We start from the raw sequence: 12,703 nt of genomic DNA, 5'->3' as shown, positions 1-12,703 counted from the left end.
TTCTCAGCTGTATGTTGTCGAAAGCAATCCTAAAGTACGTTAACTCGCTGCAAGTAAAAAAATACCGCAACCAACACCAAGCCTTTGTCGTGGAGGGCGCAAAAAGTGTGCTCGAGCTGCTACAGTCAAATTTTGAGCTGCAGCATCTTTTCCTCACAGAGGATTTTCTGCGAGAGCACGGCAACAAGCTAGGCAAAGGTATACGATATGAACTGGTAACGGAACAGGAATTGACAAAAGCAGGTACTTTTTCGAGTAATAATGCCGGTTTGGCCGTGGCCCGTATACCTGAATTACGCTATCTGAAATTTCAGCCCACTGATTTTGCTATTGCCCTCGATGATATACGTGACCCCGGCAACCTGGGCACCATCATCCGCATAGCGGACTGGTATGGCATCAGCACAATTGTCTGCTCCGAGACTTGCGCTGATTTCTATAACCCCAAAACCATTGCGGCTACTATGGGTTCTTTCACGCGTGTGAAGGCCTACTACCTGGACCTGGCGACCTGGCTAACCGAGCTGCCCGAGGCAACACCCGTCTATGGCGCTTCATTGGATGGCGATAACCTGCACCGCATGCAGCTTCTGCCGAAGGGAGTTGTCGTGATGGGGAACGAGGCCAATGGGATACGCCCCAGTGTGGAAGCGCATGTAAACCGGCTGATCAAAATCCCGGCATTCGGGAAAGCGGAGTCTTTGAACGTAGCCACGGCGACGGCCATTATCATCGACAATTTTATGCGCAACGCCTCGCTGTAAAACAACAAAAGCCCCGGCTGGAGCTTCTGTTGCAAACATTATAATCACCTAAATTAACAGCTTAGTTGAAGAGACGGAAACCGAAGCTGATCACATTGGCGTCTGGTCCGCGGTTGTCTTTGAACAAATCGTTCATGTTGTATTTCACGAACAGGTCCAGGTTGCCGTAGCCGATCACTCCAGTCAGGCCATACTGGAAGTCTGAGAGGTTGTAACTGCTGCGCACTTTCTCTTTCTGTGTCTTACCGCCATCTTCAAACTTCAACTTGGAATGAGCCCCCAGGCGGTAGCCGGCAAAAGGACCCGCTCCAATTTTGAATCCTTCCTTGCCGTTCTGGCGCTTAAACTTGAGCATGGGCATAAGCGGCACGTTCACAGATGAATGCGTTAGCTTCGATTTGTCGTAGCTCGTCTCCAATTCTCTGCGGAAAAAAGTCACTTCGTTAACATCCTCCTCAATCAGGTAATTCTTGTCGAACATATAGTTGTTGAAGGCGAACTCCAAACCTGATACCAGGTAGAAAGGGCTTTTACGGCCTCCAATCTGTGAGTTGAGGTGCCAGTTCAGCCCTACGTAGCGCGAACCCAGCGGCTTCAGGTCAGGTACCTGACTGTTATCGGTGTTCACGAAGCTGTTAATACCCAGATCGACATCAAAATTAAATTTCGTGGCTTTGTAATGCTCTTCCTTGTGCTTGGTGCGGATACTGTCCCGCTGCGCCTTGTCGGGCACGTTCACATCCACACGGGTGTTGCCATTCTCCTCTTCAATCTCCACATCGATTTTGAAGTTCTTATTGATCCGGATCTCATGTTTCTCCTTCTTAACTTTTCCATCCTGACCGGTTTCCTGCACCGTAATGGTCACGTTCTCGGGGTTTTTGGCGTCACGGCCAAACGATACGGTTGTTTCTTTCGATTTAAGGTCTTTGTTGGCGTTATCCATTTTATCAACCTGATCTACATATTTATTGAGCACCCGCATGAGAGAATCCAGGCTATAGTTTTCAAAAGCTTTCAGCTGCTCAATGTTTTGCAGGTATAGGACCATTTTAGCGCCGTTTGCCATTTTCACGACAATAGTGTCCTGCTGTCCGAAGCGCTCGCCGATGGTTTGACCGCCTTTGGCAGACACACCGGTGGCTGCAGCCATCATGATGGCCGTTAAGAGAAGTAGTATTCGTTTCATGGTTTTAAGAGGTTAGAGATTAATGACTTTTGATATTTTTTGTTTTCCGATCTGTGTCTCAAGTGCAATTTTGTCGGCATTGATACCGAGTTCCGAAAGCTCGACCCGCTCACCGTTGGAGAGGTTGCGCACCTGCTTAAAGAGGTTTTTGGCCAGTTTCTGCTTCTTTTCGAAGCCCGAAAGTTCATCGTAGTCCTCTACCTGCTGCACGGCCACGGCACGCTTGATTATAATTTCGACTGGCTGCGCGTTCATGTCGACGGTGTTGGAGGCAAAGCTAGCCGGTACGGTTTCTCCTGTGTTATAGTAATCGCCCTTTTCCGGGGTTACAAGTATAGCGGCTTTCTCGACCTGAGCTACCCGTTGCGTTGGAGCGGTGGAGCTGCTGGCACCGGATTTTGACCTGCTTATGTTCCCTGCTGCCTGAGGTGTGACTTTCGCAATGTTCGCTTCAGGTATAGCGGATGATTTTTTAGGCACAGATGCAACCGGGTTTGAAGTGTGTTGTTCGATAGGTGATTCTGCCGTAACAGATTCTGTTGCCTTGGCTATACCTGCGTTTGGAATTGGCTCGGTAATCTGCAAAGGCTGTTCAGCTACCTGGCCATTGTTACGGGCCATGCCATCCACCGCCACGGTGCCGCGCTGCACGTTGTAGAACACGATGCCCACCGACAGCACCAGCGCAATGGCCGCAGCGACAGAGTAGGAGAGCCACATGAAGCTTTTGGGCTTCCGCTCCTCTAGGTTAGTGCCTGGCATCTCTGTTTCCATTCGGTCCTGCAGCCGGTTCCAAAGGTCGGCGGGCGGCGTAGGTGCCGATGGGCCCAAACGTTCCTTAAATAGCTTGTCTATGTCTTCTGGTCTCATAAGTACCTCCTTTTTCTATTAGCTGGCGATTGCTTCCTGACCGGAAAGTCTTCGTTGCAACATGGCGCGGGCCTTGCTCAGTTGCGATTTTGAAGTTCCTTCCGTGATGTTCAGCATATCGGCAATTTCTTTGTGCGAATATCCCTCTATTGCATACAGGTTAAAAACTGCCCTGTAGCCGGCAGGCAAAGTGCGCAACAACTCAAGTAACTCACCTTCGGCCAACTCGTGGTCGGCTCCCATGCTGCCGGCCACTTGTACGTGGTCGTCTTCGATGGATAGGTATAGCGACTCTTTTTTTCTCAAGAAACCAAGTGCTTCGTTGACCATGATGCGTCTTACCCAACCCTCGAAACTGCCCTTGCCCTCAAACCGGTCTATGTTTTGGTATACCTTCATAAATCCGTTCAGCAAGGCCTCTTCGGCGTCCATCTGGTTTTTGAGGTAACGCAGGCACACCCCGTACATAGGCGATGCGAAACGCTCGTAAAGGCATTTCTGCGCTTTACTCTCGGCCTTCCGGCATCCTGCTATTAACTCTTGTTCCGTCACGTTGGGTAAAATTTTATCAAATATGTCGCTTTCTGGCTTTTGTCCTGAGCTGTTGTGCTGCTCTTTACCCCATAGATGTAAATACACCACCTGGAGGTTGCCTAAGCAGGTATAAATTTCTCATATTTTTTTTAGAGTTTGATTTCGTTTGCTACAAAATACTGGCTATCAACCAGAATTGCAGGATCTTAAAATGTAAAAAGCTGTCTCCCGGCTAACCGCTGTTAAAGCGTTTGACTGGAAGACAGCCTAATGTGGGCTGAAAAAGCACACAATTGACAGCAAGCTTAACCGTATAAACTCTGATGCGCCTAACTGGCTAAGGCAACCGCATGCCCCACAAACTTTTCTTCTGGCAGCGCTTCAAAAGATACATAGCGCCGGAACAGGATCCATGTTTCTTTCCTTAAGATATAAGGGCTGAACCCACAATTTTTACAGCCTTTTAAAGACGGAATATTGTGAACCTCTACAAATGTGATGACATATCTTGCCCCATTTTGATATGCCTGATCAGCTATCTGGCACATGGCCTCAGGCATGACGCGTTTCCCCCTAAAAGCGTGATGCATGAATGCTCCTTCCAATAAAGCTTCGTTCTGTTTTAAGTCAGGGAATATATTTCCAAAGTAACGCTTTATCTTTTTGTTATCCTGCGGTTTCAGCACCCATTGCATATAGCAAGGGGTGCCATCCTCAGTTACTGCCACATAGCATCTTTTCAAATCTGAATTCACCAGATTGCGTTGCACTTCCACGATCTTTACTTCCTTTTCTGTTAAGCCCTCAGTACAGAGTAAAAATTTTGTATCCTGCTCTTCTAATGGGCGAACCTGTATGTCGATATTCGCCTTCGGGCTCGCAAATGGTTTGCTCATATCCCTCCTTAAACCTACAGATTGCTTACTAGAGTAAATGCGCTTTCGTAGTGTGTTCCATAATGTCATGGCATGACCTTTTAAGAGAAGATTCACACCCTTTTTCGCTTTGCTGACTAAAGTACCGATACCTGTTTTCATAAGTATATTATTTATTTAAAACAGAAAATATTTAATTTATACTTGATAGTTTAGTATGAATACGGTATATATCAGCGTTTGTATATTTTTAGTTTTATATTCTATAGAAAAAGTATAAATAATGTAGCTCTAATGGTGTCCTGTTGTGGTGTAAGCTGAAGTAAAATAGACATACCTAACCTATTAATGAAATGGGGTTATTGGGTTTGCTAAATTCAGGAATGGAGAAGAAAACTTCGTCACGCACTGTCTTATCCGGATCGCCTGGTTTCGGATGCAGGCGTTGGTAGGTATAGATGGGCTTAGTGTATTGTTGTTAAAAACTGAGTGTAAAGGAAATTGGGGAATAGTTCGGTACAGAAAAGTCTAAAAAAATACAGCGCTGGCTCTACGGGAGAACCAGCGCTGTTATTTTTTGAAAGGATTAATTATTAATTAAACTTTCAACTTTTAGCCATGCTTTTATACGTGGCAGTCACGCTGTTAGGTTACAAATCTTTGTAAATAATCAAATAAATTTTCAAAATGTGCCTCAGGAGGCTCGTTTGGCCACTAAAATGGGTTCTATGACCGTCCAAACATTATCAGCCAGAATGCGCTGCCCTTCGATTGTAGGGTGTATACCATCGCCCTGATTCAATGCCTGGTCACCAGCCACGCCTTCCAGAAGGAAAGGTATGAGCGCCACATTTTTATCTTTTGCCAGTCGGGTGTATACCTGCTCAAACTCTTTTGTAAAGCGCTGCCCCATGCTTGGCGGCATTTGCATACCTGCCAGTATGATCTCCGCCTCCGGATTCTGTTCAAGCACTTTGTCTATGATCATGCCGAGGTTGTCGTAAGTGGATGCCGGATCAATCCCCCGCAGGCCATCATTAGCGCCCAGTTCCAGCACAAACACATCAATCGGCTGTTTCAGAAGCCAATCAATGCGGCTACGTCCACCGGCAGAAGTTTCCCCGCTCAAACCCGCGTTCACGGCTTTATAAGGCAAGCCCAGCGAGTCGATTCGCTCCTGTATAAGGGCCGGAAAGGCTTGGTCAGGCTCCAGCCCATATCCGGCGGTGAGGCTGTTCCCGAAAAACACGATGGTCTTGATACGTTCGTTTTTTGGGGCTGCCACCTTCGAGGTAGTGTCAGTTTGTACTTGCTGTTCCACTGCCACCTGCTCGGTGGTGCCTCCCTGCTCGCAACCCGAAAGGGTCAGAAGCAGGGCGATACTAAAGCAGATAAATTTTTGCTTATTGTTCATGTAGCTTTTTTTTTGCTAAATTTAGTTCTATCAATCTTAAAACCTATAACGCCCGCCAGAAGTTATTAGGTTCGGGATACACAGCAAGTAGCGCTATACCTGAAAAAAGTTGATAGCTATTTTACCGTTCTTTAACCACAACCCTCGTGTCTACTATACTAGAAATCAATAACCTAAAGAAAACCTATAACAGCGGCGACCGTCATCTGACGGTACTCGAAGGAATCAACTTTACGCTGCAGGCCGGCGATACCTGTGCGATTGTAGGGCCATCAGGAAGCGGCAAAACCACTTTGCTGGGACTTTGCGCCGGACTAGACCGGGCCAGCAGCGGCTCTGTCATCCTCAATGGCGTGCGCCTGGACAACCTGAGCGAAGACGCCCGCGCACAGGTGCGCAACCAATATGTGGGCTTCATTTTCCAGAACTTCCAGCTTATTCCTACCCTCACTGCCCTCGAAAACGTGATGGTGCCCCTGGAACTGCGCGGTGAGCGAAATGTAAAGCGGGAGGCGATGGATTTGCTGGCCCGCGTGGGGCTGGCCGACCGGCACGATCATTACCCAACACAGTTGTCAGGTGGAGAGCAACAGCGTGTTTCGCTGGCAAGGGCTTTCTCAAACCGACCAACTATTTTGTTTGCAGATGAGCCTACAGGCAACCTGGACGAGGAAACTGGCGACAAAGTGGAAAGTCTTTTGTTTGAGCTCAACCGGGAAGCCGGCACAACATTGGTCCTTGTAACGCATGACCTGGAACTGGCCGAGAAGACCCAGCGGATTATCCGCATTAAAGGCGGCCACGTAGTTTCTGATACTGGGGCACCTGAGGCAACTCACCAACCGTATGGCTCCAACATATCCTAAGGTATAAGCAACAAGATCATAAAGACTTACTTCACTAAACATCAAGTATACCTTGTCTGACACCAAGCCAAATCCGGATAAACCGCAACTGAATATACCCTGGCTGCTTAAGATGGCATGGCGGGATACCCGCCGTAGCCGGGGCAGACTGGCGCTGTTCCTTTCGTCCATTGTGCTGGGTATAGCCGCGCTGGTGGCCATCAATTCGTTCCGGGACAGTCTGCAGTTAGCCATCGACGAAAAAGCCAGAACCCTGATCGGGGCTGATCTGGTAATGGGCATGAACAAAGAGCCTGACTCGCTTTCCATGGCCATTATCGACTCTGTGGGCACGCTGGGCAAGCGCTCAGACGAAAACCGTATGATGTCGATGGTGTACTTTGTGAACAGCAACGAAACCCGACTGGTACAGGTGCGGGCGCTGGGAGGTGAATTCCCATACTTTGGGGCCATCGAGACCAAGCCTAAAGAAGCCAGCCGAAGTTTCAGGGAAGACAGACGTGCGCTGGTAGACCATAACCTGATGTTGCAGTACGAAGCAGAGGTAGGAGATTCGATACGGGTTGGCGCTTTGACATTTGCCATAGAAGGAGCGCTGCATCGCATACCCGGGCAAACGGCCATGACCGCCGCCGTTGCCCCTGTGGTGTACATTCCACGACAATACCTGCCAGAAACCGGCCTTATCCAGCGTGGTAGCCGGGTATCTTACTATTATTATTACGATCTCGACGAAGCCGTGCAACCCGACACGCTGGGCAAAAAACTGGACCCTCGCTTAGAAGAATATGGCATGTTCTACGACACCGTGGAAACACGAAAAGCGAGCATGGGTCGCTCTTACGACGAGTTGGCCCGTTTTCTGGCGCTCGTAGGCTTTGTGGCTTTGCTATTGGGCTGCGTGGGTGTAGCGAGTGCGGTGCATGTATACATGCGCGACAAGCTGGCAACCATCGGTATCCTGCGCTGTTTGGGCATGAGCGGCAAACAGGCCTTTTTGGTATACCTGTTTCAGGTGATGGGCATGGGGCTGTTGGGAGGTATCGCCGGCGCTGCGCTAGGCAGTGTGGTACAACTGGTACTGCCTGAGCTGTTCAAAACCTTCCTGCCAGTTACAGTAGACGCTTATTTCTCAGCAACGGCCGCTACGCAAGGCGTATTGTTAGGTGTTATCGTGTCGGTCTTGTTTGCCCTCCTGCCGCTCTTGAGCATACGGCAGGTGTCACCGCTAATCACGCTTCGGGCCACGTTCGAGCACCTCACTAACCAGAAAGATTTGCTTCGGTGGGCGGTATACGGCTTGTTGCTTGGCTTTATAGTCGTTTTCTCACGCTGGCAATTGGGCACATGGTGGCAGGCGTTTTATTTCACGGGCGGCGTTATCGCCGCTTTCCTGGTACTGGCCTTGCTAGCCAAAGGCCTTTCTTGGACCGTCAAACGCTTTTTCCCAACCCACTGGGGCTATGTTTGGCGACAAGGACTCGCTAACCTCTATCGCCCCAATAACCAGACCTTACTGCTGATGGTATCCATCGGTTTGGGCACGGCTTTGATTGGCACGTTGTTTATGGTGCAACGTACCTTGCTGAGTGAGGTCTCGCTTTCCGGCACCAAGAACCAACCAAATCTGGTGCTCTTCGACATACAGAATTCACAGCGCGACCAAGTAGGCGAGCTAACCAAACAGGAGGGACTCCCGATCCTGTACTTCGACCCGATCGTCACAGTGCGGCTGGAACAGATCAATAACTTGACATTAGCCGATGTACGCAAGGATACCACCCTGGAAATCAAGCCCTGGAACTTCACAAGAGAGTACCGGGTAACATACCGCGACCAACTAAGCGATTCAGAAAAAACGGAAGAAGGCACCTGGATTAAGAATCAGTACAGCGGCAGTGGCAGGGTACCCGTGTCGTTGGAGCAGCGTTATGCGGAGCGTATCAAAGTGAAAGTCGGGGATTCGCTGCTTTACAATGTGCAGGGAGCTACTATGCCTGCCCGTGTGGCGCACATTCGCCGCGTGGACTGGAATCGGGTACAGACTAATTTCCAGGTAGTGTTCCCCGAAGGCGTGTTGGAGGAGGCACCTCAGTTCCATGTGCTGATGACTCGCAGCGACAACGAGCAACAGGCGGCGCAATTCCAGCGCAAAGTGGTAGAAAACTTCCCGAACGTATCGGCCATCGGACTCGACCTTATTTTACGCACCCTGGAGGAAGTAGTCGGCCAGATTTCTTTTGTAATTCAGTTTATGGCGCTGTTCAGTATTTTCACAGGTTTGCTGGTGTTGGTAGGCTCGGTTAATGTAAGCAAATTCCAAAGAGTGCAGGAAAGTGTGCTCTTGCGAACACTCGGTGCCAATAAAAAGCAAATACTAGGTATAACACTGATGGAGTACGCCATGTTGGGTATATTGGCCGCGGCTGTGGGCTGTGTAATCGCATTTGGAGCCGCCTGGGCTCTGGCAGTGTTCAGTTTTGAGATGGAGTTTGTGCCGGTACTCTGGCCTTTGTTGGTTATCTTCGTAGTGGTTACCCTGCTCACCGTGGCAGTGGGCTTGCTTAACAGCCGTGGCGTGCTGAACAGGCCACCGCTGGAAGTGCTGAGAAGAGAAGCGTAGAAGTTAAAGAGTTGTGGAGTTAAAAAGTTGAGGAGTTTGAGAGTTTTTAAATTGGGGAGAAGGGGAATTTAAAGTTATTAGAGCAATAGTTACTGATTTCTGAATCCGAATTGCCAGGAAACAAAAAAGGGATCTCTTGAAAGATCCCTTTTTCTAAAGATTGCATAGACAACAAATGCCATCTGCAAACTTTGATTATATTGGTTTATACGCCCGGCTTTCGAGGAGGTTGCAGCCCCTTTAAAAATTTCTGAAAAATTATTAATAGGTGCTGGAAGCCAGCATCACGAGCGTGCAATGGTGTAAGGTTTCTATACCTGCATCTTCAGCCATTTGCTCCAATTCGCGGTTTTCGGTACCCGGATTAAATATAATGCGCTTGGGCTGCAGCGCGATAATATAGTCATACCAGGAAGGCTGCTTTTGCGGTCCCACATAAAGTGTTACCGTATCTATACCTTCTACTTTCTGTGATTTATCGGTGATGATGGACTGCCCGCCTACTTCGCCTTTGCGAATGCCTACTGGCACTACGTCATGGCCATGCTGTTGCAAGCGGTGAATGGCCTTGTAGGCAAAGCGGGAAGGATTATCGGTAGCACCCAGAACAAGTGTCTTTTTCATGATTCAGATTTTTTGATCTCTCTATTTAACCGCTATACGCACCGAAACGTTACAGGGCAATCAGGTATAAAACCAATCCAATGCAGTTGATTATACCTGTCGCAACACCTTGGCAGCAATTTTCTCGGCGCACCGCTCGCCATCCATTGCCGCCGATACGATACCACCCGCATAACCAGCACCCTCTGCGCAAGGGTATAGGTTTCTGATCTGCACATGCTCCAGTGTCTCCCGGTCACGGGGTATACGCACCGGGGAGGAGGTCCTGCTTTCCACGCCGATAATCTGGGCATCGTTACTTAGATAGCCCCGCATTTTATTGCCGAAAGCCTTAAAACCTTCCCGTAAACGATAAGCCATGGCGGGCGAAAACAGTTTATTCATATCCACAGGCGTTAGCCCCGGCTGGTAGGAAGTCTCGAGTAAAGCACCACCGGTTTTCTGACGGGTGAAGTCGAGGAGGAGTTGGGCAGGGGCTTTCTGGGTGCCACCGGCCATTTCGCAGGCTTTGCGCTCCAGCTCTTCCTGCATGCGCAGTCCGGCCAACGGACCGTATTTGTCAAGCTCCATGTCTTCCAACTCAATCGCGACCACTATACCTGAGTTGGCAAATTTAGAGTCACGGCGGCTTGGGGACATACCGTTTACCACCACTTCGCCGGGAGCAGTGGCCGAAGGCACGATAAAGCCGCCCGGGCACATACAAAAAGAGAAAATGCCGCGCTGCTTGTTATCATACACCGTTTGGTGCACCAACGCATAGGAGGAGGCCGGCAGCCAGCAACCGCGATCCTCACACTTGTACTGAATACTGTCGATCAGGCGCTGCTGGTGCTCTACCCGTACGCCCATTGCAAAGGGCTTCGCTTCTATAGTTATACCTGATTGGTGCAGTAACTCGAAGATGTCGCGGGCACTGTGGCCGGTAGCCAGAATCACAGCCTCACCAATGTATTCCTGACCATCCTGTGTCAGGACGCCTTTCATCTCGTCATTCTCCAGGATAAAATCGGTGACACGTTTGTCAAACAATACCTCGCCACCGGCAGCTTCTATACTCTCCCGGATGGCAGTGATGATACGGGGCAGTTTGTTGGTGCCTATGTGCGGATGAGCGTCGAACAAAATGTCGCGGGTAGCGCCATGCTGCACGAAAATTTCCAGTATACGCTGCAGATCACCACGCTTTTTGGACCGGGTATACAGTTTGCCGTCGGAGTAGGTACCAGCGCCGCCTTCCCCGAAACAGTAGTTCGAATCCGGGTTCACAATATGCTCTTTGTTGATAGCAGCCAGGTCACGGCGACGGGCACGCACATCTTTACCACGCTCTAATACAATCGGCTTCAGTCCCAATTCAATGCAGCGGAGGGCCGCAAACAATCCGGCAGGGCCAGCGCCTACAATAATAACTTTCTTGGCATTGCTTACATCAGTGTAATTATACCTGGCTGATAGGATATCGGCAGGAGGAGTGTCCAGGTATAGATCAGCTCGCACACGAAGCAAGACCTGTCGGCCACGCGCATCGATAGACCGCTTAATACGATGGATATGCTTCACATTTTCCGGCTTGAGCCCGGCACTTTTAATAAGCTCCGACTCCAGCAGCTCGTCATTGTACGCCACCTCCGGCGACAACACCACTTCAACTTCTTTCTTCTTCATTTACAGTTAGTAAGGTAGTTATCCTTAAAGTTAATTTTGAATGTGTGATTGAGTGAATGAGTGAATAAATCGTGTTAAAGTATCATGAGAGGCAACGATCCAACAAAATCACTAAACATTTTTTACACTCAAAATTAATAATCACTCATTCGTTAATTCCTAAATATCCCCATTCAGCACTTTTTCAACCCAGCCTTTGCCCCAGTTTTCGAGTTCATCTTCGGTCCAGAGTTCAGGGTAGAAAATACGTTTCTGGAATTTTGGAGGCAGATATTTTTGCCAGTTTGTTCCGCCCGTGGCTGCGATCACTTCCGGGTCACGCTGCAGGTAGCGTACCGCTGATTTGTAATGCATCAAAGGCCAGTTCACGTTCACGTTGCTGTCCAATTCGCGCATTTGCCGGGTCAGCCTCGCATTCTGCTGATCTGCTTCTGGTAAACGCTTGTAGGCAGACCAAACGTTCATGTGCTCGTACTGCCGGGCAAAATGAATGAGTTGCTGTGTGTACTTTTCCTCAAAACGAAGTAATGTCAGAGTCTTAGATCCTGATGAAACCTCGGTAGCACCTTCCTTCCAGTAAATGCAATCCATCAATTCCTCATGCGTGCTTTGCAGGCCAAGAGCCTTGCGTTTCTCTTTGTCAGTAAGGTTGCGCAGTTCGGTAGAGGCAATCTCAATCATGCGGTACTGCACCGACTGAAAACCACTGGCTGGCATCAGCGCCATACGGAACTGTAGGAACTGCTTCGGATCCATGCCATCCACCATGACATCAAAAGAGTCGATCAAGTTCTCGAAGTAGCGGTTGATGCGCTTTAAGCGTTTGTAGAGCATTTCACCTGTAAGTTCTTTGTCTTCACCTATCTGTCGGTACTCTTCCAGGCAAAGCTTAAAGTATAGCTCCGTTATCTGGTGGTACATGATAAAGATTTTCTCATCCGGAATACTGGTACGAGGGTTCTGCAGACTCAGCAGCGTATCAAGGTGGATATAATCCCAGTAGTTCAGGTAGTCTGTGTAATAAAGCCCCTCCAGGTAAGCTGCCAAATCCTGACCGAGCGGCACATACTTTTCCTCCAGCCTTCTGAGCTGTTCGAGTACTTCGGGCTTAAATGCTTGATGCTCCATATTTCCAGATGGTTGTTTAGGTACGACGCTAAAATCGGCACAAAGTAAGTAAAACTATCTTTTAGAAGCGTGCTGTCGCTTTATTAATTGTTGCTTTACATGCTCATAACAAAGTGCAGCGTCAAATACTTCCACACCGTTCACGCAT

At 49.0% G+C, this 12,703-nt stretch carries 11 protein-coding genes; 3 read left to right on the top strand and 8 right to left on the bottom strand.

All coding sequences use genetic code 11. From position 1 onward, the window contains the following. The first annotated feature begins 11 nt into the window (after nucleotides 1–11). Nucleotides 12–764, top strand: coding sequence for a TrmH family RNA methyltransferase (locus H9Q13_RS03115; RefSeq protein ID WP_191182278.1), 753 nt, complete (start codon nucleotides 12–14; stop codon nucleotides 762–764). A gap of 61 nt (nucleotides 765–825) precedes the next feature. On the opposite strand, the gene H9Q13_RS03110 is transcribed toward H9Q13_RS03115, so the two are convergent. From H9Q13_RS03110 to H9Q13_RS03090, 5 genes are all read right to left on the bottom strand, one after another. After that, nucleotides 826–1,953 carry an outer membrane beta-barrel protein gene (locus H9Q13_RS03110; protein WP_191182277.1) on the bottom strand — a complete coding sequence of 376 codons (1,128 nt, stop codon included), beginning with the start codon at nucleotides 1,951–1,953 and terminating at the stop codon, nucleotides 826–828. A 12-nt stretch (nucleotides 1,954–1,965) separates the two neighbouring features. Continuing rightward, nucleotides 1,966–2,823: a hypothetical protein gene (locus H9Q13_RS03105; RefSeq protein WP_191182276.1), complete on the bottom strand. Its 858-nt coding sequence runs from the start codon at nucleotides 2,821–2,823 to the stop codon at nucleotides 1,966–1,968. 18 nt (nucleotides 2,824–2,841) lie between these two features. Beyond that, complete coding sequence (locus H9Q13_RS03100; protein WP_191182275.1) at nucleotides 2,842–3,375, bottom strand: RNA polymerase sigma factor; 534 nt, start codon at nucleotides 3,373–3,375, stop codon at nucleotides 2,842–2,844. Between the two features lie 311 nt (nucleotides 3,376–3,686). After that, entirely contained in the window at nucleotides 3,687–4,394 is a 708-nt protein-coding gene (locus H9Q13_RS03095; RefSeq protein WP_191182274.1) for a GNAT family N-acetyltransferase, read from the bottom strand. Nucleotides 4,395–4,926: 532 nt separating this feature from the next. Next, on the bottom strand, nucleotides 4,927–5,646 hold the full coding sequence (locus tag H9Q13_RS03090) for an arylesterase (RefSeq protein WP_191182273.1): 720 nt from the start codon (nucleotides 5,644–5,646) through the stop codon (nucleotides 4,927–4,929). Between the two features lie 146 nt (nucleotides 5,647–5,792). Between H9Q13_RS03090 and H9Q13_RS03085 the strand changes: the two genes are divergently transcribed. Continuing rightward, entirely contained in the window at nucleotides 5,793–6,512 is a 720-nt protein-coding gene (locus tag H9Q13_RS03085) for an ABC transporter ATP-binding protein (protein ID WP_191182272.1), read from the top strand. A gap of 112 nt (nucleotides 6,513–6,624) precedes the next feature. After that, nucleotides 6,625–9,135, top strand: a complete 2,511-nt coding sequence (locus tag H9Q13_RS03080; protein ID WP_224744080.1) for an ABC transporter permease — start codon at nucleotides 6,625–6,627, stop codon at nucleotides 9,133–9,135. A 261-nt stretch (nucleotides 9,136–9,396) separates the two neighbouring features. Here the strand turns inward: H9Q13_RS03080 and H9Q13_RS03075 are convergent, their stop codons facing one another. The 3 genes from H9Q13_RS03075 to H9Q13_RS03065 all read right to left on the bottom strand — a co-directional run bounded on the left by H9Q13_RS03075 (nucleotide 9,397) and on the right by H9Q13_RS03065 (nucleotide 12,555). Next, nucleotides 9,397–9,759: a CoA-binding protein gene (locus H9Q13_RS03075; RefSeq protein WP_191182270.1), complete on the bottom strand. Its 363-nt coding sequence runs from the start codon at nucleotides 9,757–9,759 to the stop codon at nucleotides 9,397–9,399. 90 nt (nucleotides 9,760–9,849) lie between these two features. Beyond that, nucleotides 9,850–11,427 carry an NAD(P)/FAD-dependent oxidoreductase gene (locus H9Q13_RS03070; protein WP_191182269.1) on the bottom strand — a complete coding sequence of 526 codons (1,578 nt, stop codon included), beginning with the start codon at nucleotides 11,425–11,427 and terminating at the stop codon, nucleotides 9,850–9,852. A 159-nt stretch (nucleotides 11,428–11,586) separates the two neighbouring features. Further along, on the bottom strand, nucleotides 11,587–12,555 hold the full coding sequence (locus H9Q13_RS03065; RefSeq protein WP_191182268.1) for a tryptophan 2,3-dioxygenase family protein: 969 nt from the start codon (nucleotides 12,553–12,555) through the stop codon (nucleotides 11,587–11,589). Between the last annotated feature and the right edge of the window lie 148 nt (nucleotides 12,556–12,703).

This window comes from Pontibacter aquaedesilientis, assembly GCF_014773225.1.
In the GTDB taxonomy this organism is placed as follows: domain Bacteria; phylum Bacteroidota; class Bacteroidia; order Cytophagales; family Hymenobacteraceae; genus Pontibacter; species Pontibacter aquaedesilientis.
The sequence above is the reverse complement of the archived record's forward strand: the minus strand, read 5'-3'. Positions and strand labels throughout refer to the sequence as shown.